We start from the raw sequence: 24992 nt of genomic DNA, 5'->3' as shown, positions 1-24992 counted from the left end.
TCTCTCCTTAGCTGGCCTTGACCTGAAGTTGCTGACTCTGCTCCAACGCCATCAACTCACCGAGTTGGCTGGCTTTGGGTTTGACGATGCGGAACTTCGGCAACCAATTGGTGAAGTCCTCGAGGATCTCCCGGGCCCGCTCGGAACCGGTGGTGTCCAGGTGCTCCTCCAGCAGTCGTTTCAGGTGCAACTGCACCATGGGCTCAACCACGGGCAGGGATTCCACCAGTTCGGTATTGAGGCGACGCTCGAGGGCATTGCGTTGATCGAAGATGTAGGCGAAGCCGCCGGTCATGCCGGCACCGAAGTTGACCCCGGTGCGACCCAGTACCATGACCACGCCGCCGGTCATGTATTCACAGCCGTTGTCGCCACAGCCTTCGATGACCGCCACGGCGCCGGAGTTACGCACCGCAAAGCGCTCGCCGGCGGTACCGGCGGCGAACAGTTTGCCGCCGGTGGCACCGTACAGGCAGGTATTGCCGATGATGGCCGACTTGTGACTGCGGTAGGCCACGCCGGGCGGGGGCGTGATCACCAGCTGGCCGCCGGTCATGCCTTTGCCGACGTAGTCATTGGCATCGCCGGACAGGGTCATGTTCATGCCGGCGACGTTCCAGACGCCAAAACTCTGACCGGCGGAACCGGAAAGACGGATGTCCAGTGGCGCACCTTGCAGCCCCTGATTGCCCCATTTGGCGGCGATGTAACCCGCCAGAGAGGCACCGACACTGCGATCGGTGTTCTGAACGTCCAGCTGCCAGCTGGCGGCCAGTTTGTTGTCCACCGATTGCTTGGCCAGTCCCAGCAGTTGCTGGTTCTTCAGCCCCTTATCGTCCGGCAAGTTACGCTCGGTGCAGAACAGAGCGGTATGGTCGCCCGCCGGGGCGGAGGCCAGTACCGGCGTCAGGTCCAGTCGGCCCTGACGGTCGCTTTCACCGGGCAACTGGGTCAGCAAGTCGGTGCGGCCAATCAGCTGGTTAAACTCGGTGACGCCTAGCGCCGCCATGTGGGCCCGCAGGTCTTCGGCGACAAACTGGAAGAAGTTGATCACTTTCTCCGGGGTGCCGTTGTAATGGTTGTCGCGCAGATCCTGGCGCTGGGTGGCGACCCCGGTGGCGCAGTTATTGAGGTGGCAAATACGCAGATACTTGCAACCCAAGGCTACCATCGGCGCGGTGCCGAAGCCGAAGCTTTCGGCGCCCAGCAATGCCGCCTTGACCACATCCAGGCCGGTTTTCAGGCCGCCATCCACTTGCAGGCGCACCTTGTGGCGCAGGCCGTTGTTGACCAGTGCCTGCTGCACCTCGGCCAGACCCAGTTCCCACGGGCTGCCGGCGTAATGGATGGAGGTCAGGGGGCTGGCGCCGGTGCCGCCGTCGTAGCCGGAGACGGTGATCATGTCGGCATTGGCCTTGGCCACGCCGCAGGCGATGGTGCCGATGCCGGGCTCCGACACCAGTTTGACCGAGATGCGGGCCGCCGGGTTGATCTGCTTCAGATCGAAAATCAGCTGAGCCAGATCCTCGATGGAATAGATGTCGTGGTGCGGCGGCGGCGAGATCAGGGTGACGCCGGGACGGGAGTAGCGCAGGGTGGCGATTTCGGTGCTGACCTTATTGCCGGGCAGTTGGCCCCCTTCACCGGGCTTGGCTCCCTGGGCCACTTTGATCTGAATGACGTCGGCGCTCATCAGGTAGGCGGCGGTGACGCCGAAGCGACCCGACGCGACCTGCTTGATGCGGGAGTTGCCCGGGCTGTTGAAACGGCGGGGGTCTTCACCGCCCTCTCCGGAGTTGGAGTGGCCGCCGAGGCGATTCATGGCAATTGCCAACGCCTCATGGGCTTCCGGAGCCAGGGCGCCGATGCTCATGGCGGCGGTGTCGAAGCGCCAGTACAGCTGCTCAGCCCCTTCGACCCGAGTCAGGTCGACGCCGGTTTCCGGTGGGTTCAGGGTCAGCAGATCCCTCAGGGTGGCCACCGGGCGGGTGTCCACCAACTGGCAATAGCGGTCGTAATCGGACTGTTTACCGCTGTTGACGGCTTGCTGCAGTGCCTGGACTACGTCCGGGTTGAAACAGTGGTACTCACCGCCGTGGACGTACTTGAGCAGCCCGCCATGAGGCAGCGGCTGGCGCAGCTTAAAGGCGGACCGGTGCAGGGTCAGCTGATCCGCTTCGATGTCGGCGAAGTCGGCGCCCTGAATGCGGCTGGTGACGCCGTGGAAACACAGATCAACCAGCTCGTCGCTCAGGCCGACCGCTTCAAACAGGCGGCTGCAGCGGTAGCTGGCGATGGTGCTGATCCCCATCTTGGAGAGAATCTTCTGCAGGCCTTTGTTTATGCCGGCGCGATAGCCCAGCAACAACTGCCGCAGCTCACTGGTGTCGCCTTGCTGGCGAGCCAGCGCATCGATGGACTCGTAGGCCAGGTAGGGGTAGATGGCGGTAGCGCCAAAGCCCAGCAGCACCGCAAAGTGATGCGGATCGCGGGCCGAGCCGGTTTCCACCAGGATGTTGGTGTCGCAGCGCAGGTTGGTGTCTACCAACCGCTTCTGAATGGCACCCACGGCCATGGCGGCGGGCACCGGCAGGGTGTGTGGCTGCAGATTACGGTCACTCAGCACCACCATGGTGGCACCGTCCCGGGCGGCGGTTTCCGCTTCGGTACACAGGCGGCAGATGGCGGTTTTCAAGCCCTCTTCCTGGGGGTAGTTGAGATCCAGGGTGACCGACCGGTAGTGGTCGTTATCCAATGCCATCAACTGAGAGAAGTCGGAGTACAGCAGCACCGGTGAGTCGAACATCACCCGGTTGGCGTGGCCGGTGGTTTCATTGAACAGGTTCTGCTCTTTGCCGATGCAGGTGGCCAGGCTCATGACGTGCTTTTCCCGCAACGGATCGATGGCCGGGTTGGTCACCTGGGCAAACTGCTGGCGGAAGTAGTCGCAGATGTGGCGTGCCTGCTGGGACAGCACCGCAATTGGGGTGTCATCCCCCATGGAGCCGATGGCTTCCTGAGCACCGGCGGCCAGCGGCCACAGAATCTGTTGCAGCTCCTCGCGGGAGAGGTTGAACTGCTTCTGATACTGGCTCAGCTGTTGGGCGGACAGATCGCCGCAGCCAAGGGCGTCGGCCCCCAGCTTCTCTGGCGGGATCAGTCGCTTGGAGTTCACTTTCATCCACTCGCCATAGGGATGGCGTTGCTTCAGGTCCTGATCGATCTCAAACGAACGCATCAGGCTGCCGCTGAAGGTGTCCAGCACCAGCAGCTCGCCCGGGCCTACCCGGCCCTTTTCCACCACTTCGTCGGGCTGGTAGTCCCAGATCCCCACTTCCGAGGCCAGAGTCAGAATTCGGTCCTTGGTGATCACATAACGAGACGGACGCAGGCCGTTGCGGTCGACGGCGCAGGCGGCATGGCGGCCGTTGGTCAGCACCACGCCGGCGGGGCCGTCCCAGGGCTCCATGTGCATGGAGTTGAAGTCATAAAACGCCTTCAACTCGTCGTCCATCTCCGGGTTGGACTGCCACGCTGGCGGGATCAGCAGCCGCATGGCGCGCTTGATGTCCATGCCGCCAGCCAGCAGCACCTCCAACATGTTGTCGAGGCTGGAGGAGTCGGAGCCGGTTTCGTTGACAAACGGCGCCGCATCGTGAAGATCCGGCAGCAACGGCGACGAGAATTTATAGGCGCGAGCGCGGGCCCATTGGCGGTTACCGGCGATGGTGTTGATCTCGCCGTTGTGGGCCAGGAAGCGGAACGGCTGAGCCAGCTGCCAACGGGGTTGGGTATTGGTAGAGAAGCGCTGGTGGAACAGACAGATGGCACTCTGCATGCGCAGATCCGCCAGATCCGGGAAGACGTTGGGCAGATCCACCGGCAACATCAGTCCCTTGTAGACCACCACCTGGCCAGAGAGGCTGGCGATGTAAAAATCGGGGTCGTCACTGAGCTGCTTTTCGATGCGGCGGCGGGCCATGTACAGGCGCCGCTCCAGATCCCGTGAGCGCCAGCCGGCCGGGGCATTGATGAAGATCTGCTGGAAGGCGGGCACGGTGCCAGCGGCAATGCTGCCAAGCACGGATTCATTCACCGGAACGTCTCGCCAGCCGAGGACCGACAGGGTCTCCCTGGCCAGTTCCTGCTCGATGATGGCACGGCTGTGTTGGGTGCGGACCGGATCCTTGCTCATCATCAGCATGCCCACGGCATACTTATTGGATAAGCGCCAACCCTGCTCCTCGGCCAGGTGGCGGAAGAAACCATCCGGCTTCTTCATTAACAGGCCGCATCCGTCCCCGGTTTTGCCGTCGGCGCCAACGGCACCCCGGTGCTTAAGCCGGTCCAGGGCCTGAATGGCCGTACGGACAATGCGGTGGCTGGGCTCGCCATCCATATGGGCGATGAGCCCGAAGCCACAATTTTCGCGCTCAAAATTCGGCTGGTACAACGACATTCCCTCTCCTCCGCTTCGTGCAAACTTCTTTGCGTACTTCACATAATTATGCAGGCGAACTACTCAAAGTACCTAGGGTTAGTGCAAAGGTCAATCGGCCCCATCACGGTCTAAGTTGCTCGAGAATGGAATCATTCACAACCTGTATCGACTGCATATTTTGTTCTGAAATGTGAAACATTCTGTTTTGTTAATCGAATTAGTGTGAGCTTGGGGTGATTGTCGGTTCTCTAACAGAGTGGTTCGGTTTTAACTACTGCATTTTTTAGCGTGTTTTGTGATCCCGGCCCGAAAGCTCGTTCACTTATAAGTGAATAATCATTCGGAATAATGAATCGGGCTGTGATCCAGTTCTCACCTCGGCGGCGGCGACTCCAGTAAAATGGCGCGTTTTTTCGTCACCGGGAGTCCGCATGGGACTGGACCAATACGTTCATACGTTGGGCAACTACATGAAGGCCCGATACGGTCAGAAGATCCACAAACTGACTATCGATGCCAGCTTTACCTGCCCGAACCGGGATGGCTCTCTGGGGCGAGGGGGCTGCACCTTTTGTAATGTCTCTTCGTTCAGTCGCGAATTTGGCAGTCATAAAAGCGTGGCGGAGCAGTTGGCGCAGGGCAAACTGCACCGGGGAGTGGAGAAGCGCTACATGGCCTATTTTCAGGCTTACACCTCCACCTACGACGAGTACCGAGTGCTTAAGCAGCGCTATCAGGAGGCGGTGAACGTCTCCGACATCATCGGCCTGTGTGTGGGAACCCGACCGGACTGCGTACCCGACGAGGTGCTGTCGCTGTTGCTGGAGTACCAACAGCAGGGAATGGAAGTCTGGCTGGAGCTGGGGCTGCAGTCGGCCAATGATGAAACTCTGAAACGGATCAACCGTGGCCATGGCTTTGCCGAGTACCGGGATACGGTGCTGCGGGCTCGCAATCTGGGATTGAAAGTGTGCACCCATCTGATCATGGGGTTGCCTGGTGAAGGGCCGGAGCAGGCGTTCGAGACCCTGGACCAGGTATTGGCCCTTGGGGTGGACGGCATCAAGCTGCACCCGCTGCATGTGGTGCAGAACAGCATCATGGCTAAGCAATACCAGGCTGGGCGGCTGTCGCTGATGGACGCCGACACCTACATGGATACCGCCGCCGCGATGATTCGACGCACCCCGAAAGAGGTGGTGTTTCATCGGGTCAGTGCCTACGCCAAACCGCCCGAGTTGATTGCACCTTCGTGGTGTGGCGACAAGTGGCTGGCGCTGAATGGCATCATCGAACGCCTGAAGCGCGATGGTGGCCAGGGGTCGGCGTTGGCGTAATCCGATGCCAATACACAAAAAAGGCCGGGCATTTGCCCGGCCTTTTTAATGCGCGTGCGCCGTTACGGCTGGTAGCCGTTTTCGACCCCTTTGCAAGTCACCGACACCGCATCGTGGGCGTGCAGACTTTCCAGGTGGTTGACTCGCAACCAGAAATCGAAGAAGTCACTGGTATCGTTCAGCGCCATCTTCAAACGACGGGCGGCGTCTTCGACGAACATCAGGTTCTGTCCGTTGAGACGGGCAAACTCCTGCTCGTCTTCTCGCTTCACGGCAGCCTGGACCGGGGTGGCCAGGGCCGATTCGATGCGGTCGACCAGTTTCACGATGGGCAACTCGGTCAGTTCGTTGTCCAGTTTTACCCAGACCTCGGCAACGCTGCGTTGGCTGTGCGGCGTCGCCACCACACCCTGGGTGGTGCCCAGCCACTGGTGAATCTCCTCGGCGGACAGGCTCTGCTTATCCCCGAAGTCACGGTTGAACGACTCTTGGATCAGCTGCCGTGCCAGCGCGGCGGAGCAGGGGCAGGTGGAGGAGTAGGACACATCCACATTCATCTCCAGGGTCAACGCGCCCTGGTTGAGGCTGCCGACCAGAGTCACCGGGTACGCACGCCAACCGCTGTTGTCAGACAGCAATGAAGGGCGACGCAGGTGGTAATCGAAACTGATCTTAATTCGAGCGCGGTCTGACAGGGCCTCGTGGCTGGAGATAAAGTTATCCAGCAAGGCTTTCATGCTGGCCAGGTTCAGCTCGCCGTTCAGGGACAGCTGATCCAGTGCCAGATACAGGCGCGACATGTGAATCCCCTTGGCCTGGGGATTGGGAAGGTTCACAAAGGCTTCTACCTTTGCGGTTACCGCCCGTGACTGACCGTCATCGGCTGTCACTGTCAGTGGTAATTCAATGTTGCTCATTCCGACCCAGTCCAGAGTTCCCCCGATCTGGGCTTTGGCACTGCTAGCAACATCGGGCATTGTTGTCGCCATGGACACAGACTCCGTCAATTATCTAACCCTTAACTGCTTAAGGGCAGCGATTGTAACATGTGGCGGCGATTTCGCCGTCAAAAACTTTGCCGTCAAACTCGATTACGGCAAACGAAAATGCGGTATTGTGCGGCGAAGACGACACTGGGTGACGAGCAGGGCCATGACGTTTGCTTATAAAGCCACCGTCATTGATACCGGTTATGGAACGATGCGCCCACAGGCGCCATTAGCGCCCGGCGACCGCCGGGCTCTAATCAGGAAGGAACAGAATCTATCGCACCGAGGCGACGCTGCGCAACCATGGGTTTTGTGGGGCCTTTGGCAATGCGCCTAACGCCCGTTGGGCCTGTGGTTTGTCGGCAAAGCTGCCCCACAGCACCTGATACCATCCCTTGTGCAGATGAATGTGGGCGTCGGTGCCCAATTTCAAGTGAGCAATGACTTTTTCGGCATTGGCCTTGTCCTTGGTGGCGGCCAGTTGCCAGGTAAAGTGGGCCGGATTTTGCTGACTGAGCCAGTCAGAGTTGCGATCATCGCCGCGGTCCGGTTGCGGTTTACGCTTTTTGTCCCACTCCAGATAGGCCCGGTGCTGGTACTGAAGACCGCCTACCGGCTTCACCAGAGGCAGGTCATTGGCAAACTCCTTGGGCACGTCACGCAGGCCATATTGGGCCGAGCGTTGGCTGGGGAACTGGCCGGCGATCAGCAGGTGCATGGGGCGGCCGTCGCGCAATACCGTAACTTGCTCCAGGGACTGGTCCGGGTAACGGGCTCGCAGCGCATTCAAATCAAACTTGTTGCGGTTGGCGGCCAGTTGGATGGTGTAATCCTGAGACTCCATCCGCATCACCCCTTGCTCCAGAGCCGGCAGGCTGTCGAGTTTTCGGGTCGGGGTTGCTTGAGGGGCGGCCACCTGACTGGTGACGTCCACCACCGCTGGCTGCTCCTGATACTTGATGCGCAGATCCTGCTGCTGAAAACGGATCTTCTTGCCGGAGATGGCGACCGGGAACACCGGCTCTTCCGCCAGGGCGCCGAGGCTTCCCAACTGGCCGACGTCCGGCTGCAACAGGTAGTAGCCGGGCTTCATGGCGTTGAACTGAAACTCGCCTTGTGGGCCGGTGGTCAGGTTGGCCAGCGGCTGTTGGTGCAGATCCTTGAGGACCATATGAACGCCGGCCAGAGGCTGGCCATCGTGGTCTTTGACCACCTGTCCTTTGATGTCTGTCAGCGCCACCAGGGGCAGATCCACGGTGACGTGCTTACCGGTCATGGGCATCACTTCCACCGGGCCGTCCCGCAGCACCATCTGCTCCGGCAGGGTTTCCGGACCCAGGGCGATGCGGTACAGGGTGTTGGAGGCCACCTGGGTCAGGCGCACTTCACCGGTATCATTACTGGCCTGGTGCGGGACGCTGGGGGAGGTCAGCAGGGTGACGCCGCGAATCGGCTGATCGCTGGCGTCGAAGCGACCGTTGTTGTTGCTGTCGACAAACAGGCGCACATTGATGTCGGCCAGTTGTGGCCGGTAGTCGCTGCCGCGCATGCGGGAGTCTTGATAGTTGAGGGCGATGGCGCTGGTGGCACTGACCTGCCAGTCGCCACGGGTATCCACATTGCCTCGAAGGCCAAGGGTGAACCAGTCATAAGTCAGGGAGACCTGATGACCCAGCCCAAAGCGGCTCTTGCTGTCGAGGGGATCCCGGTAGAACAGCTCGGTCTGGTTGTTGACCCCACGCCACGGGCGCCAACGCAGCAGGGTGGTGAGATCGCCGATCCCCTCGCCGGTTTGGTAGTCCATGTAGCCAGAGACGTTCCAGTCCAGCATCGGGGTGTCAAACATCAGCCGCCCCAGCATTCGCTGACTGCTGTCTTTGAAGGAGGTGTCGTAGGCCAGGTAGTTGGTCAGGGCGACGTTGCCCAACTGAGTTGACAACCGCGAGTCCAGCAGGGTGGAGTCGTCACCGTTGTCCAGAGTGCGGTAGGCCGCGCCCAACTGATACTGCCAACCGCCGGCCTGATGGAAGCTGCCTTCGATCTCGGCCCGGGTGCTGGAGGTTTTGCCGTTGTCGTCGAACAGGCCCGGCAGCAGATCGTCGGTACGGCTGGACTGGTAATCCTGGTAATTCTCATGGGTGATGCGCAGGCTGTGGTCGGTACCGATCAGTTTCTGCCAGCCAAGTGAGAAGGCGTTACCGGCGTCCTGTTGCGAGGAGACCTCCACAAACCAGGTGCTGTCCCACCAGTAGGCGGTGACGTCGGCGCCATAGTAGGTGCGATCTTCCAGTCGGCCCCAGTTCTGCACCGTTTGCTGACTGTAGCTGGCGCCGATGGTGATCTGATCCGTCAAGCCGTACTGGGCCCGGCCGCTGTAGGCCCGGCGCAGGTCCAGGTCCGCCAGTTCATCCTGATCTTTGTGGGTAAACAGGTTGCTGGTCTGGTCGATGTAGAAGCCGGAGTAGCCCAGCTGCCCCTGACCCAGTCTCAGGCCACCGCTTTGAACGGTTTTGCGGCGCACCATGTATTCGCCGTTGGGGCCAAACAGGTGGATCTCGAACAGGTTGGAGCCTTCCACCACCGGAATATCCCGGAAACGGTAGCGGTTGTCGTCGCTGGCACTGGCGATGCGCACCAGGGCGCCGTTGCGGTACAGGTGCACCTTCCAGCCCGCCGGGGCGTTGCCTTCGATAACGGTACGGCCGAAACGGTCGGAGTTGATGTCGCTCTGGTTGCCGAACACCACCCCCTGGCCCTCGATGCGGCCGTTGACCAGGTTGTCGCCGTAGTAGCTGACGTCTCCCACCTGATAGCCACCCAACTGGAACGGCAGGCGTTCGTCGAGATCGCCATAGTCCCGCGACAACCGCAGACGGTAGTTGTCGTCCTGGCCCTGGCTGCGGTCGTAGCTGAATTCATAGCTGTGGTAGCCCAGGTCACCGGTGGCCAGCATGTTGAGGTGGTAGTCTTCGGTCAGGTAGTCCTCGCCGGCAATGGCGGCGTCTCCCTGCAGGTAGACCACTGGCTTGTTGTAGGGCTGGTAATCATGGGGGTGAATCGGGTCGAAGCTGGTGGCGGTGATCTCGCGGCGATCCTCGGGATCATTGGTGACCTGATTCAGGGTCACGGATTGCTGCACCGCCGGCAGAGGTACGCTGGCGCTGACGTTCACCTTTTGACCCAAAGTGTGGATGTTTAGGTTGATTGGCAGCAATTTTTGAATGAACTGCGGCTCAAGGTAAATATCCACATTGTCCCGTCCCCAGATCATGGCTGGGTCAACGGCAATTTGATTAAAGCCTCTGCGCGCCTGATCTTTATTCAGGTCCAGCATCAGGTTGGCATTTTCTCCCTGAATCCAACCGGATGCGATTAAGGCATGGGGATCGACCTGAACGTCGATGCCCAAAGACGTGGCCAGTCCCTGCAGCGGCAGCAGTAGTTTTTGCTGATACTGATAGACGGCAAGTTGATCCGTTAACTGCACACCCTGAGCGTTCAGAGTGAAAGGTTTAAGCTGTTGTTTAGGTAAAACAATTTCAGATGAATTGGCACTGAAAACACAACAACTCAGTAACCCTGATAAGGCTAGGGTAACAACTCGCATTGAAATCACAACGACTGGCTATAAATGGGCGTAGATAATAGCATTTTTTCGCCACATCTGGCATGAGGAATAGACATTTTTGTCTGAACAAACCAATAACCTGTGATAACCTGCATTGGCAAAATAGTAGTCAGTAATGGAGTCTGAGCATGACGAGTGCAAATACCGCTTCGTTGGATCTACAAACCCTGGATGCCTATTGCAGTGCCATTGGGGCAGCAACGTTGCTTAAAAGTGTGGTGATGTTTGAGCAGATGGCACCGGAGTACCTGCAGACCATGGCCGCGGCTATGCAGTGCAGTGACAAGCCTCTGTTATGCAGTGAAGCGCACAAGCTGAAAGGTGCGGCTGGCTCGGTGGGATTAAAACGGATTCAGATGTTGTCGCAACAGTTGCAGTGTGGTGATGAGCCACAATGGCAGGCTGAGCACGGTCAATGGTATCAGGAGATTGAGAGCCATCTTGAGGAAGACATTGCCAATTTGAAGGCATACCTCAGCGCTCGGGCCTGAGCCGAAGCCACAAAAAAAGCCGCATCAGCGGCTTTTTTTGTGGGCCGAACGTCTTACAGACCGTCCAGCTGACCACAGAAGCGGTAACCTTCGCCGTGAATGGTGGCGATGATTTCCGGAGTCTCCGGGTGGCTTTCGAAGTGCTTGCGGATGCGACGAATGGTTACGTCGACAGTCCGGTCATGAGGCTTCAGCTCACGGCCCGTCATCTTCATCAGCAAATCGGCACGGGACAAAATTTTACCCGGGTTCTCAACAAAGTGCAGCATCGCGCGGAACTCACTGCGAGGCAGCTTGAACGGTTCGCCACTTGGGCTAACCAGCGAACGGCTGTTGATCTCCAGAGACCATCCGTTAAACAGATAGTGCTCAACCTGAGGCTTCTCATCGGATTGCTTATTGGTGCTGACAATTCGATTCAACAGGTTACGGGCACGAATGGTCAGTTCACGAGGGTTGAATGGTTTGGTGATGTAATCATCCGCGCCAATTTCCAAGCCCAGGATCTTGTCCACTTCGTTGTCACGTCCGGTGAGGAACATGAGTGCAATGTTGTTGTTTTCGCGAAGTTCGCGGGCCAGCAACAGGCCATTTTTACCTGGCAGGTTGATGTCCATGATCACCAGGTTCACTTTGTGAGCCTTGAGAACATCGTGCATCTCGTCGCCATCAACGGCTTCAGAGACCAGGTACCCTTCAGCTTCAAAGATGCTTTTCAGGGTGTTTCGAGTGACGGCTTCGTCCTCGACGATAAGGATATGTGGATTTTGCATGATCAGCTACCTAAAGCGCTCGCCATTTCAAACCAACCGCCTGACTAGGGGCAGAGCCCCATAACCCAGACATAATGCCTATGCAAATTCCTTTTCGGCGTATGTAAGCCCGATGCGCTAGCATTGGGGGTGCCAGGACGAAGTAGGATTCGTACTGTTTCGTTAGAAGCCCTAAAAATACCGTAAAAAGGATTAAATGTTAGCCGCAAATGTTAACAGAATCCGATTTCTGTCGATTGGGTCACATTTTGTGAATTTCACGGGTGGTTTTTGTTTCAACCTGTAAGCTTCTCGCCGAAAGGTGTCTGTAATAATAGACGAATTTTACCCTGTTAACGGAATAACTGAGATTTATACCAACCCCTTACTTTTTTCTAGCCTGTGACCTGACATCGGCCTTGGCACTCCGGCCCCGATTGGTTCAGGCATCAGAAGCGTGGTTTTGGTACAGGATTCAGGTTCATCCCGATTTGCGGGGCGGTGGTTACTTGGGTCCATACTGATGGGCTATCTGTTCATAACCCGTACAGCTCGAAAAAAACTCAATGGTTTGACAACAAATCGACACTAAGGTTTAGTATTCGCACCCCTTATGCATCAGATTGGTCATTTTTTTTACTGACCGGTTGATTCTCGGGGCCAGAAGAGGAGCGCGACCCAGGCAGTTCCGGCGAGAGGATCGAACCTCAACGACCCGGAATCAGGGGGAGTTGCGCCGAGAGGAGGGATGCGTTCGATCGCCAGCTCCTCGGTCAATGGGGCTGAATCCCCATGGCTGTCACCTGACACTATGGTGGAGAGCTTCTGGTCGCTGACGCCCCGCGTGTTGTCGTACCAGACTCTTCGAACGCAATTGAAGGTTCGAAGTCATGAATAATCAAAACACATCTCTTACGGTCGCCAAGTTTGGCGGCACCTCCGTGGCCAACTTTGAGGCCATCAATCGCTGCGTCGACATCATTGAGGCGGACCCCAAGGTCAGGCTGGTGGTGGTCAGCGCCGCCGCCGGTGTCACCAACCGGTTGGTGGAGTTATCGGCAGGCCAGACTGATCTGGCGCGCCGCCAGGCGCTGCTGCACGACATCGCCGCCATTGAATACGCCATGTTGGACCGGCTTGAAAATCGCAGCCAGGTGGCGGCCGAACTGGATGCCCTGCTGGCGTTGATGGCCAGCCTCAGCGGTCGCATCGCCGCCGGTGACGGTGAGCCGGCGCTGGCGGATCAGTTGCTGTCGCTGGGGGAGCGCTGCTCGACCCTGTTGTTGACCGAATTGTTGAATCAGCGTGGCATTGCGGCGGTAAACTTCGATGCCTGCCAGGTGATGCGGACTGACGACCATTTTGGCCGGGCGTCGCCGCAATTGGCGCAGTTGGAAAGCCTGTGCGAACAGCACCTGTTGCCGCAGCTTGCCACTCAGGTGGTGGTGACCCAGGGCTTTATCGGTGCCGACCAACAGGGGCGGGTCACCACCCTGGGCCGGGGCGGATCCGACTACAGCGCGGCGCTGCTGGCGCAATCGTTGCGGGCGCGGGTGCTGGCGATCTGGACCGACGTCGATGGCATCTACAGCTGTGATCCGCGGGTGGTCGCCGACGCCCATCCCATTGCCGAGTTGAGCTTCAATGAGGCGGCGGAGATGGCCACCTTTGGTTCTAAAATCCTCCACCCGGCAACCATCCTGCCGGCGGTTCGCGGCGGCTGCCAGGTGTTCGTCGGCAGCACCTATGCGCCACAGAAAGGTGGCACCTGGATTCGATCTGAGTGCGGCTCGCAGCCGGTGTTTCGAGCATTGAGCCTGAGAAGGCGGCAGACGCTGTTGACCGCCCACAGCCTCAATATGTTGCACGCTCAGGGGTTCTTGGCCGAGCTGTTTGCGGTGCTGGCCCGTCATCGTATCTCGGTGGACTTGATCACCACCTCTGAGGTATCGGTGGCCTTGACGTTGGATCAAACCGGGTCCGATTCCAGCGGCCGGGCGTTGGTGTCGCAGGCGTTGCTGGACGAGTTGGCGCCGCTGTGCCGGGTCGAAGTGGAGCAGGATCTGGCGTTGGTGGCGGTGATTGGCAACCACATCGCCAAGACCTCAGGCATTGGCATTCGAGTGCTGGAAGCGATGCAAGACAGCAATGTGCGGATGTTCTGCCAGGGCGCCAGTGCCCACAACCTCTGCTTTCTGGTGGATGGCGATGAGGCGGAGAGTATTGTGCAGCGTCTGCATCGGCAGTTATTGACGGAATAAGGGAAGCGGAACCGCCACGACGGTTCACGGCAAAAGAAAGGGGAGCCATCAGGCTCCCCTTTTTCAGGTCAGGCGTGGGCCTTAGGCCGCCTTGCGGCGACGGGCGAAGGCCAGACCGGACAGGGCCAGAGCCAGGAAGCCCAGGCTACTGGAGTCGGAAGACCCACCGGTGCTCACTACAGGAGCGTCGGTGATGTTAACCGTCAACTGGGCGTTGTCGGTGGTCTCTTCAGCATCGCTGGCGGCGATGGCGAAGGTCAGCGCGCTGCCGGAGGCATCGGCTGGCAGGGTCATGGACAGCACCTGGCCGGTAACGGTGAACTCGACGTCGGTACCACCGGTCTGGGTGACGGTCCAGGTCAGGGTATCGCCATCGATGTCGGTAGCGAACTCGGACAGGGCCACGCTGAAGGCTGAGCCTTCTGCACCGCTGACGGTATTCGAGGCGGTAATGGTCGGCGCATCGTTAACGTTTTCGACGGTGATGGCTACTGACGCTTCGCCAGAAGCAGTATCACCATCCATCAGGCTGTAGCTGAAGCTGTCGGCACCGACAAAGTCGGCGTTCGGCGCGTAGCTGAAGCTGCCGTCTTCCTTCATGGTGACCGTGCCGTTCTCAGGCTGTTCAGTCACCGTCGCTTTAAGGTCAGAGGAGCTGGCCACCTGGAACTGGTGGATCGCTTCCTGAACCAGGCCACCGGCACTGGCGGTCAGATTCAGTACCTTAGTGCTGCTGATGCTGTCGTTGTCGGTCACGCTGAAGTCAACGCTGCTGTCTTCGTCGACAGTAATGGCGTCGTCCATCGCCGCATCCGGGTCGGTGACCATCAGGTCAAAGGCGAAGTCAACGGAACCGGCAGGGTTGCCGAATACTTCAATCAGGTCACCGGCGGCGACGGCGTCACCAGTACCGTTGTGGTACAGGGTTACGCCCTTGGAGCCGGAGATGTCCTCGATACCCACAGTCAGGTTTGCAGGCAGAGCGTCCACCTTGGCGTACTCGAAGTGCACGCCTTCGGTGTCACCCAGCTGCAGCCAGATCTGGAAGGTATAGCTGTTGCCGGAGTTGTCGTTATAGACCTGAGCGTCGGCCCACTCCAGTACCAGCCAGTCGTTGGTGCCGTCACCGACAATGCTGAAGTACATGTTACCGCCACCGCTGTCGCCGACGGTGCCATCGTTCAGATCCATGTCGGTCCAGAATGGCGCCAGGATGTTGTTAGGCTGAGCGCTGTCCGGCAGTTCACGGTTGTTCCAGGTGCCGCTGGTGGAACCACCGCCGGCAATGGCCATACCGTTGTCGGACATGGTGATGGAGGTGTACTCCTGGCCCAGGTACTTGAAGCCAGGCAGGCCGACGGCCGCCAGGTTCAGGCTGATGGCCACTTCATCACAGCCGTCGTTATCACAACCTGGAGCCACGCCATTGGCTTTCAGGCCATAGCCAAAGCTGCCAGTGGTGTGATTCAGTTCGGCGCTGCTTTCCTTGAGACGACCGGTCCAGGCAACGGTACCATTGTCTTCGTTGACGTCGAAACCGGTTTGAGTGGCTTCGTTGGTGTCAACCTTGGCGGAACCGGCGACCATCTTGGTGCCAGCCGGGATCGAGGCACGGACGGTGACAAAGTCATCGGCGTCAAAGCCCTGGTTCTCGTAGTGAGTGCTCACTTCTACGGCCTGGTCCACGGTGGTGGAGGTGGCTGCGACGGCGATGTTGTTTCCACTGGCGCTGTTGGCATACACCACCAACGGCAAGTGGGCCTGGTCGCCATTGACCTGAACCTGACCAAAGTGCCAGTCGTCCGAGGCCAGCATCATGCTGTCGACGGTGATCATCACTTTGCCAGAGGCGCCACCGGCCAGAGACAGGCTGTCCTGGTCGAAGCTGATGTCGGCCCCTTCCAGCATGCCGGTGAAGGCGTAGCTCTTTTCAGAGGTGTCAGAGGCATCGCGCTTATCATTGACGGTCAGCTCGAAGCTGCACTCTTTCAGGCAAGCCGGGCTTACCAGTGAGGCTTTGTCGAAGGTCACCGTGGCGGAGATGGCATCGGCCACTTCCATTCGACCGGCGCCCACATCAAAGGCATCTGCCGGCGTGTCGGCGTCCTCTTTCTTCAGACCGCTGTCCTCGGTGGAGGAGGTCAGGGCCGTCTTGATGTCGATGGCAGACCATTCCGGGTGCGCCTGCTTCATCAGCGCGGCGGCGCCGGCAACGTGTGGGCTGGCCATGGAGGTGCCACTGATGGCGGCAAAGGTGGCGCCGTCGCTGCCTGGGTCGTCTTTGGACCAGGCGGACAGGATGTCGGTGCCTGGGGCGGCCAGATCCGGCTTCAGGAAGCTGGCATCACCGTTTGGACCCCGAGAAGAGGTGGCAGCCACGTTGTCGGCGTACATCATGTTGGTCAGCGCAGAGGTAGTCATACCGATGGTCAAATCGACACCGGCCTCGCCGGCGGCGGTGATCTCGGCCAGTACCTTGGCGCCGTCGGCCTGATCAATCATCACCGAAGGGATGGTGCCACTGTCCATGGACATGGTGATGGGCTGACCGGCTCGGTTGTTGTAGACCACCATACCGGTGGCACCGGCATCGGCGGCGTTGGTGGCTTTGTCGGCAAAGGCGCACGCGCCACGGCTGATGACGGCGATTTTGCCTTTGAAGCTGTCGGCGGCGAACGGTGCGCACCCTTCAAAGTTGTCGGCGTCGACGTCCATGGCGGCGGCGGCAGGCGCGGTCAGGTCCGCGTCCAGATCTTCCAGGCGAGCCTGGCCGGTGCCTTCGATGGCCACCAAATCGCTGAGGCTGCCAATGGCAACCGGTTTGGCGAAGAAGCGTCCGTGAGTGGTGTTGGCGACGGTAATACCGGCTTCAATACAGCCTGGGCAACCGACAGTTTGGGCACCAGAACCGGAGTTACCGGCGGAGGTGGCGATCACCACGCCAGCGGCTTCGGCGTTGGTAAAGGCGTCAACGTAAGGGCTGAAGGCCGGATCGGCACCGGCGCTGCCGCCCCAGGAGTTGTTGATGACGTCGGCGCCGTCTTTCACGGCCATCTCCAGTGCTTCCAGCAACATGATGTTGGAGCCGGAGCCGCCATGGATGTCGTCGGCCGGAGCGTACAGGGCTTTGTAGGACATCAGGTAGGCACCTGGCGCCACACCTGAGATTTCGCTCTCAATGCCGTTGTAGGTGGCCATGATGGAGTTACCTACCGCAGTACCGGCAACGTGGGTACCGTGACCGCCGTAACCCAGCGGGCTCAGGTGCTCATCCGGGGCAACCGCAAAGGTTGGCGTGGAGTAACGGGCGACGATCAGCTTGTTGTTACAGAAGCTCTCGTCGACGCTGGCACAGTAATCGTCGTCCGGCAGCGTGGCGCTGTCAGGGGCAGTAAAGCCTTCTCCGGAGAACATCGGGTGCTCGGGACGGATACCGGAATCGATGATGGCGACCTTGATGCCTTTACCGGCTTCGGCCATGCCACCCACCAGTTCCCAGGCTTCCGGCACGTGGATCAGAGGACGAGAGGCGTCCATCTGCACATGATACAGGGCGTGTTCATACACCGCTGCGACGCCGGGTAAGGCCTGCAGCTGCTCTTTGGTCAGGCCTTTACCGGCAACGCTGACGCCGTTGAACAGAGTATCAAATTGGGTTTCGACCTTAGCCCCGATGCCGGCGGCACGGTTGGCAAAGCTCTGGCGTTGCTGCTTCAGGTGGCTGGCGTAGCTCTGCACCTGGCTGCTGGCAAAATTCAGTTTGTTGTCGGCAGTGCGGGCTGCCTGAGTGGAGGCAAATCCTTTGACACCGCCCTGATAGGCTGCGATGGGCGCATCTTGCAGTTTCACCAGGAACCGGGGAGTGGTGTCCTGGTTGTATTCACGCACTGCGGGGGCCTGATATTGGGTACCTTGAGTCTCGAGTTGAATGCCTTTGGCTGACAAGTCAGCCGCGGTAAGAGCCGGGCTTGCCATCAGCAAGCTGCTCACCGCTAGGGCGATACGTGTTTTCATTATTCTTAATCCCTGAATTACGCTGTTGTTCAAACTGCGACTGCTTCCTGCAGTTTGTTCTAGCCACTGTACCAGTGACGTCACGACGTTTTAACACGACATTAACTTAACCGCCACCGCAGAGTGAGGGGTATTCATCTTCCCGCCCCGGCAAAGCTGGTGAATAATGCTTTCTTTCATGGATTTATCTGGCGATGTATCGGTTGTTGCAGGGATAACAGCGTTTCAGTTGACTGAATTTGCTCGATGGACTGAATTTGATGAACCAGCAGATGGTGCAGGGCATCGATATTGCGGGTGAGAATTTTGGTGAAGATGCTGTAGTGGCCAGTGGTGTAGTAGGCCTCAACCACTTCCGGCAAGGCTTGAAGCTGCTTCAGTACGTCCGGGTAGTCTCCGGCGGTTTTGAGGTTGATGCCGATAAAGCAGCATACCTGGTAGCCGAGTTTTTTTGGGTCGACCATTACCTGGGCGGAGGTGATGATGCCCGCCTGCTTCATTTTTTCGATGCGCACATGGACGGTGCCCGGACTGACGCCGTTGCGTTTGGCCAGTTCGGCGTAGGGGGTACGGGCATCGGCCTGCAGGGCGGTGAGGATGGTTTTATCCAGATTATCGATTCGGTAGTCTTCGGTCACTTTATGGTCGCCTCATTGATGATTCGCCAGAAATCGGCAATAAAATTGTCGAATCAAAATGGTATCAGCTTTATTTGTTGGTGAATATTGAATTGTTGGTCGGTTTTATTGAAAAATCCTCTACCAGAACGATTTTGGATTGAGGAATTATCAAATGAAGCGCGGTTTTATTGAAGCACAGCAACAGATTCGGTTTGTGAAAGACACCTTTAGCCAGGAGCTGTGCCAACGCCTCAATCTGCTGGAGGTGCAGGCGCCGCTGCTGTCCGAGGTGGGCAGTGGCCTTCAGGACGGCCTGTCCGGCCATGAAAAGGCGGTACAAGTGCGGGTTAAGGCATTGCCGGAGCGCTCGTTTGAGGTGGTGCATTCGCTGGCGAAGTGGAAGCGTGCCATGCTGGGCCGGTTTGGCTTCGATGCCGGTGAAGGGGTACTGGCGCAGATGAAGGCGCTGCGTCCGGACGAAGACACCCTGGGGCCGAAACACTCGGTGTATGTGGATCAGTGGGACTGGGAGCAGGTGTTGTCAGCGGATGAGCGCAGTGCGGTGGGGCTGCAGCGGCGGGTCGAGTTGATCTACGCCGCCCTCAAAGCCACCGAACAGGCGGTTGCGGCGCGTTACGACCTGCCGGCGTCGCTGCCGGAATCCATCACCTTTATCCATTCCGAGGCACTGCGTGAAGCCTACCCGGACCTGTCTGCCAAAGAGCGTGAGAAGCAAATCTGTCGTGAACACGGCGCGGTGTTCCTGATGGGGATCGGTGGTGATCTCGGTGACGGCCAGCCCCACGATTGCCGGGCGCCGGACTACGACGACTGGTCGACGCTGTCGGAGTTTGGTCAGGGCCTGAACGGCGACATTCTGGTATGGAACCCGATTTTGGAGGACGCGTTTGAGCTGTCGTCAATGGGGATTCGGGTCGATGCCGAGGCGCTGACCCGTCAGATGCAGATGGCCGGCCAGTCGCAGCAACTGCAGCAGCCCTGGCACCAGCAGTTGCTGGGCGGTGAGCTGCCACAAACCATCGGCGGCGGCATTGGTCAGTCTCGACTGACGATGTTCATGTTGGGCCTGAGCCACATCGGCCAGGTACAGTGTGGGGTTTGGCAGCAGGAGTGCCCAAGCCACCTGTAACCTCAGGCAAAGGGCATCGGCGCTTCAACCGTCATGGTGGCGCCGGTGACCGGGTGCTGAAAGCTCAGGCTGTGGGCGTGCAGCAGCAGTCGCTCCGCCGCCGCCAGGGCCGGGCCTTGGGCATAGAGGCCGTCGCCGACAATCACGTGGCCCAGGGCCAGCATGTGCACCCGCAGTTGATGGGAACGACCGGTAATGGGGGTCAGCTCCATCAGGCTGCTGTCATGGTCGCGACTCAGTACCCGGTAGCGGGTCTGTGACGGCTTACCTTGTTCATGACACACCTTCTGCATCGGCCGGTTCGGCCAGTCACAGATCAGTGGCAGATCCACTTCACCGCACTCCTCATCGGGATGACCCCAGACACGGGCGTAATAGGTTTTGCCGGTCTCTCGCTCGCGAAATTGACGGTTAAGCTCCCGCTCCGCCGCCTTGTTCAGCGCCAGTACCATCACCCCTGAGGTGGCCATATCCAGTCGATGCACCACATGGGCGTCGGCGAAGCGGCTCAGCACCCGGGTGTAGACGCTGTCTTTGTGGGCCGGATCGCGGCCCGGCACAGACAGCAGGCCACTGGGCTTGTCGACCACCACAATGTCGTGATCCTGATGCAGGATGACAAGGAAGGGATCGGTTGGGGGGTGGTAGTCCAGTACAGCCATCGTCGGTGCTCGTTGCCTTTGCGGGCGCTCACCATACCCAGTTGTGCATCGTCAGGCAAGGGGGATGGCGCCGGGATGCCAGTGGCGACTGGGGCGGGATCAAAAAAGGGCCCCGTAGGGCCCTGATGTCGATAGGTTATCCGCTGGTGATTACGCGGATTCCAGAGTTTCGATGTCCGCAGGCAGCGGCTTCTTGCCAATGACATTGACCACCAGGGCGGCAATGACCAGGGCAGCAACCACGCCGGCCGCCGTGGAGACGGTCATGGACAGGCCGAATCCCAGGGTGGCGTTGTTGAGGATAAAGGTGATCACCACGGTGGTCATAAAGGTGGCCGGAATGGTGCAGATCCAGTGCAGACGGTCGGCACGGGCCAGGTAGGCGGCCGCGGTCCACAGCATCATCACCGCAGTGGTCTGGTTGGCAAAGCCGAAGTAGCGCCAGATAACACCGAAGTCCACCTGAGTCAGGATGGCACCAATGGCGAACAGAGGAATGGCAATCATCAGTCGCTTAGGCAGTTGTGCCTGAGGCAGCTTGAAGAACTCGGCCAGAATCAGACGGGCAGAGCGGAAGGCGGTGTCGCCGGAGGTGATAGGCAGGACCACCACACCCAGGATAGCCAGCACGCCACCCAGGGCACCCAACAGACCGGTAGAGGCTTCAAACACCACGTTGGATGGACCGCCGTCGGCCAGGGCCGCTTGCAGGCCTTCGACGCCGTTGAAGAACGACAGGGCCAGAGCACACCAGATCAGGGCGATAACGCCTTCGCCAATCATGGCACCGTAGAACACGAAGCGGCCGTTCTTTTCATTTTCCATGCAGCGGGCCATCAGCGGTGACTGAGTGGCGTGGAAGCCGGAGATGGCGCCACAGGCGATGGTAATGAACAGCGCAGGCCACAGCGGCTTGTCGGCAGGGTTCAGGTTGGTCAGCATGTCGGTGGCGGTAACGCCGGGCAGCATGCTGTGCTCGGAAGAGAACATCAGTGCCACGGTCAGGCCCACAGACATGAACACCAGCAGGGCACCGAACAGCGGGTAGAGTCGACCGATGATCTTGTCCACCGGAACCAGGGTGGCGATCAGGTAGTAACCGAAGATGATGGCCAGCAGCATGGTCTTGTCCCAGCCGCTGAGCTTCACGATCAGGCCGGCTGGGGCAGATACGAACACCACACCCACCAACACCAGCAGAATGATGGCGAAGATGTTCATGAAGTGCTTGGCGTTCTTACCCAGGTAGCGGCCGGCCAGGTTGGGCACCGAGGCACCACCGTTGCGGACCGACAACATGCCGGAGAAATAGTCGTGGACCGCGCCGGCAAACACACAGCCGATGACGATCCACACCATGGCGGCGGGGCCGTACATGGCACCGAGGATCGGGCCGAAGATCGGGCCGACACCGGCGATGTTCAGCAGTTGAATCAGGTAAACCTTCTTTTCCGACATCGGTACATAGTCGACGCCGTCGGTTTGGGTCAGTGCAGGGGTTTTGCGAGCGGTGTTAATGCCAAACACCTTTTCCACAAACGCCCCGTAGATAAAGTAGCCGCCGAATAGCAGGCCTACTGCAAGTAAGAACCAAGTCATCTCAATCATCCCCTCTAATGAGTGTGGGACCATTTTAATGAATTGGGTTTCTCGAATGTGATTGGATTGGGTCAGCGGTCATCTGAGCAGGTAAGCGGTCGATATCGCCGCTGACCGGAAATCGGCTTTGCCGAGTTGTAATGAAACTGTGATCGAGTTCAAGGGCCAGATCCGTCCCGGGAAGCGGCCCTGGGGATTACTCTGGTTTGAGGGTGGCGACTCGTCCCTTGAGTTTGCCACCGGCGGCGAAGGTGACCACCCGTCGGCCGGAGATTTCGTGCTCTTCTCCGGTTTTGGGGTTACGGCCCGGACGCGGACTTTTGTCTCTCAGATGAAACACCCCGAAGCCACTGAGTTTCACTTCTACCCCGTTTTCCAGCGAGTGGCGAATCTCTTCGAAAAAGGCGTCGACCAGATTCTTGGCGTCGTTGGTGGACAGGTTTAACGTGGTGATCAAATTCTGTGTCAGCTCGGATTTGGTTAGGGACATACCAGACACCTCAGTTGCCAGTCAGTTTTATCATCGTAAAAGTAAGATAAGTGTAGTGACTGGATCGCAAAGGTGCTTAATAAATCACAATTAATAAAATCCCAGGGTCTGTTTCAGTGCTTTCAGGTAACGGCGGCTCACCGGCAGGGTTTGACCGCCGCGGGTGATGATTTCCGCATTACCGCCATCCTGCACCTCGATCTCGGCGATGGCGGCGGGGTTGATCAGATATTGGCGATGGCAGCGCAGCAGCGGGGTTCGGCTTTCCAGCACCTTGAGGGTCAGCTGGGTGTGGATCACCTCGGCATCGGTGGCCACGTGCACGCCACCGAGATCCGAGTAGGCATATTCCACGTCATCCACCTTAAGCACTTTCAGGACATTGCCCGAATAACAGGGCACCAGAGACAGCGCCTGAGGGGTGATGGCACTGAGATCCTGGGGGGCGTGAGCCTTACGGATTCGGTCGATGCAGGTGGCCAGTCGTGGCACTTCAATGGGTTTGAGCAGGTAGTCAAAGGCGTTATTTTCAAATGCCTTCACGGCATACTCGTCGTAGGCGGTGACGAACACCACCTTGGGCTGAGTGTCCGGGTCCAACATCGCTAGCATCTCCATGCCGGTGATGCGTGGCATGGCGATGTCCAGAAACACCAGGTCCGGCTTGTGCTTATGAATGGCGGCAATGCCTTCGATGGCGTTGCTGCACTGGGCGGCGATGACGATGTCGTCAAACGGGGCCAGCAGGCTGGCAAGCTCTTCCCGGGCCAGGGGCTCGTCGTCAATCAACAGGGTCTTAATCATTGAGTGCGTCCACGGCTGGCAGGGTGACGGTCACCCTGGTGAATTGCTGAGGCTGGCATTCGACACTGATGCCAAAGGGGCGGCCATATTGGGCCTTGATGCGTTTATCCACCAGGCTCATGCCCAGGCCATCGCCTTCGGGTTTGGGCTGGTAGGCGCCGGCGTTGTCCTCGACCGTCAGCAGCAACTGCTGCTGGTCAATGCGGGCACTGAGGCGGATTCGGCCCGGCTCAAACAGGTGGGCAACGCCGTGCTTGACCGCATTTTCCACCAGCGGCTGCAGAGTAAAGGTGGGCAGCTTCAGGTGCAGGGCCTGCTGGTCGATGTCACGGGTCACACTGAGGCGATCGCCAAAGCGGGCCTGCTCAATCTCCAGGTAGGCGTCGATGTGTTGCAATTCGTCGCTGAGGCTGACCTCACCGGTACCGCGTTTGAGGTTGCCACGCAGGAAGGTGGCCAGATTCTGAATCAGCTCTCGGGCCCGGTTGGCGTCGCTGCGGGTCACGGCGGCCACGGTATTGAGGGCGTTAAACAGGAAGTGGGGATTGACCTGGGCCTGCAACAGTTTCAGTTCCGCCTGGGTCAGCAGGTTGCTCTGGTGCTGATAGCGGCCGTGCAGAATCTGGTTGGACAGCAGTTTGGCGATCCCTTCTCCCAGGGTGCGGTTGATGTTGAGAAACAGCTTATTCTTGGCCTCGTACAGCTTAATGGTGCCGATGACCTCATTTTCTCCCCGCAGCGGAATCACCAGACTGGACCCCAGGGGGCAGTTAGGGGACAACGAGCAGGTGTATTTCAGCTCCAGGCCATCGGCAAACATCACCTGGTTGTGTCGAATCGCCTCCTCGGTAATGGAGGAGGAGATGGGGGTGTCCGGCAGGTGGTGATCGGAGCCGATGCCGATGAAGGCCAGCAACTTGTGGCGATCGGTGATGGCCACGGCCCCAACCTGGGTCTCTTCGTAGATGATGCGGGCCACCTGCTTGGTGCTGGAGGGGTTAAATCCCTGGCTGAGGATGCCGACGGTGCGCTCGGCGATCTTCAGCGCCTTGGTGGAGAAGGCCGATGACATCTTTTCGACCATGGCGCGCTGATCTCTGAGCATGCTCATGAACATGGCGGCCCCGACGGTGTTCACCAATAACATCGGTGGGGCGATGATCTTCACCAGCGCCCAGGCCTCGGGCAACGGCCGCGCCACCATCAGGATGATCAGCATCTGCATCACTTCTGCCCAGAAGGCCACCATGGCCACCAGGCCGGGACGGAACAGTTGGCTCATTCGGCCGCGTCGAATCAGGTAGGCATGCACCAGTCCGGCAGACAGGCCCTCACAGGTGGTGGAGATGGCGCAGGCCACGTCGGTAAAGCCGCCGAGGCTGTATCGGTGCAGCCCGCCGGTCAGGCCCACGGCGAAGCCGGTCAGTGGTCCACCGAGCAGCCCGGCCAGTACCGCCCCCATGGCCCGAGTGTTGGCGATGGCACCATTGGTTTGCTCGCCGAAGTAGGTGCCGAGAATGCAGAAGCAACTGAACACCACGTACAGCATCAGTCGGTGCGGCAGCCGGTGGGACAGGGTCACCAGAGGGCGGAACACCGGGGTTTTGGTGAAGATGTAGGCGATCACCAGATACAGCGACATCTGCTGCGTCAGGTTGAGGATCAGTTCCAGCGCTTCCAGTGAAATCATGCTTGTCTCAATTGCATCGAAATTGGGGGTAGATCAAAGTTCATTCACCAAAGGTGTATATAAT

General features: G+C 59.1%; 15 protein-coding genes and 1 riboswitch. Of the genes, 4 read left to right on the top strand and 11 right to left on the bottom strand.

Annotated elements, in window-relative coordinates; translation table 11 throughout:
* Window positions 1-7: 7 nt before the first annotated feature.
* Window positions 8-4459 (bottom strand): glutamate synthase large subunit, encoded by a 4452-nt coding sequence (gene gltB, locus J8Z22_RS18385; RefSeq protein ID WP_028114522.1) that lies wholly within the window; start codon window positions 4457-4459, stop codon window positions 8-10.
* 413 nt (window positions 4460-4872) lie between these two features.
* Here gltB and J8Z22_RS18380 point away from each other — a divergent pair, with 413 nt between their 5' ends.
* On the top strand, window positions 4873-5778 hold the full coding sequence (locus J8Z22_RS18380; RefSeq protein WP_252007406.1) for a TIGR01212 family radical SAM protein: 906 nt from the start codon (window positions 4873-4875) through the stop codon (window positions 5776-5778).
* A 62-nt stretch (window positions 5779-5840) separates the two neighbouring features.
* Here the strand turns inward: J8Z22_RS18380 and folE2 are convergent, their stop codons facing one another.
* A complete protein-coding gene (gene folE2 / locus J8Z22_RS18375) occupies window positions 5841-6767 on the bottom strand; it encodes a GTP cyclohydrolase FolE2 (RefSeq protein ID WP_028114524.1) in 927 nt (308 codons plus the stop codon).
* A gap of 274 nt (window positions 6768-7041) precedes the next feature.
* On the bottom strand, window positions 7042-10254 hold the full coding sequence (locus tag J8Z22_RS18370) for an SPOR domain-containing protein (RefSeq protein WP_252007405.1): 3213 nt from the start codon (window positions 10252-10254) through the stop codon (window positions 7042-7044).
* A gap of 269 nt (window positions 10255-10523) precedes the next feature.
* Between J8Z22_RS18370 and J8Z22_RS18365 the strand changes: the two genes are divergently transcribed.
* Window positions 10524-10886, top strand: coding sequence for an Hpt domain-containing protein (locus J8Z22_RS18365; protein ID WP_028114526.1), 363 nt, complete (start codon window positions 10524-10526; stop codon window positions 10884-10886).
* 53 nt (window positions 10887-10939) lie between these two features.
* On the opposite strand, the gene arcA is transcribed toward J8Z22_RS18365, so the two are convergent.
* Complete coding sequence (arcA, locus tag J8Z22_RS18360) at window positions 10940-11659, bottom strand: two-component system response regulator ArcA (protein WP_028114527.1); 720 nt, start codon at window positions 11657-11659, stop codon at window positions 10940-10942.
* Window positions 11660-12294: 635 nt separating this feature from the next.
* A riboswitch (Lysine riboswitch) is annotated at window positions 12295-12471 on the top strand.
* Between the two features lie 57 nt (window positions 12472-12528).
* On the opposite strand from arcA, the gene lysC reads away from it, so the two are divergent.
* Window positions 12529-13899: a lysine-sensitive aspartokinase 3 gene (gene lysC, locus J8Z22_RS18355; protein WP_252007404.1), complete on the top strand. Its 1371-nt coding sequence runs from the start codon at window positions 12529-12531 to the stop codon at window positions 13897-13899.
* Between the two features lie 81 nt (window positions 13900-13980).
* On the opposite strand, the gene J8Z22_RS22165 is transcribed toward lysC, so the two are convergent.
* A complete protein-coding gene (locus J8Z22_RS22165) occupies window positions 13981-17913 on the bottom strand; it encodes a S8 family serine peptidase (protein ID WP_305881805.1) in 3933 nt (1310 codons plus the stop codon).
* A gap of 176 nt (window positions 17914-18089) precedes the next feature.
* Window positions 18090-18551 (bottom strand): transcriptional regulator AsnC, encoded by a 462-nt coding sequence (gene asnC, locus J8Z22_RS18340; protein ID WP_028114530.1) that lies wholly within the window; start codon window positions 18549-18551, stop codon window positions 18090-18092.
* 154 nt (window positions 18552-18705) lie between these two features.
* Here asnC and asnA point away from each other — a divergent pair, with 154 nt between their 5' ends.
* Complete coding sequence (gene asnA, locus J8Z22_RS18335) at window positions 18706-19683, top strand: aspartate--ammonia ligase (RefSeq protein WP_028114531.1); 978 nt, start codon at window positions 18706-18708, stop codon at window positions 19681-19683.
* Between the two features lie 2 nt (window positions 19684-19685).
* Here the strand turns inward: asnA and rluA are convergent, their stop codons facing one another.
* From rluA to J8Z22_RS18310, 5 genes are all read right to left on the bottom strand, one after another.
* A complete protein-coding gene (gene rluA, locus J8Z22_RS18330; protein ID WP_252007403.1) occupies window positions 19686-20345 on the bottom strand; it encodes a bifunctional tRNA pseudouridine(32) synthase/23S rRNA pseudouridine(746) synthase RluA in 660 nt (219 codons plus the stop codon).
* A gap of 150 nt (window positions 20346-20495) precedes the next feature.
* The gene (locus J8Z22_RS18325; protein WP_252007402.1) at window positions 20496-21944 is read right to left on the bottom strand and encodes a carbon starvation protein A; all 1449 of its coding nucleotides are present in this window, start codon (window positions 21942-21944) and stop codon (window positions 20496-20498) included.
* 196 nt (window positions 21945-22140) lie between these two features.
* Window positions 22141-22434 (bottom strand): integration host factor subunit alpha, encoded by a 294-nt coding sequence (locus J8Z22_RS18320; protein ID WP_028114534.1) that lies wholly within the window; start codon window positions 22432-22434, stop codon window positions 22141-22143.
* 90 nt (window positions 22435-22524) lie between these two features.
* Window positions 22525-23238, bottom strand: coding sequence for a two-component system response regulator BtsR (gene btsR / locus J8Z22_RS18315; protein WP_028114535.1), 714 nt, complete (start codon window positions 23236-23238; stop codon window positions 22525-22527).
* Entirely contained in the window at window positions 23231-24910 is a 1680-nt protein-coding gene (locus J8Z22_RS18310) for a sensor histidine kinase (RefSeq protein WP_028114536.1), read from the bottom strand. Before J8Z22_RS18310 ends, btsR begins: the two co-directional genes overlap by 8 nt.
* Between the last annotated feature and the right edge of the window lie 82 nt (window positions 24911-24992).

Source organism: Ferrimonas sp. SCSIO 43195 (genome assembly GCF_023716685.1).
GTDB classification, from domain to species: Bacteria; Pseudomonadota; Gammaproteobacteria; order Enterobacterales; family Shewanellaceae; genus Ferrimonas; species Ferrimonas kyonanensis.
Note: the sequence above shows the minus strand (reverse complement) of the source record. Positions and strands in the feature narration are given on the sequence as shown.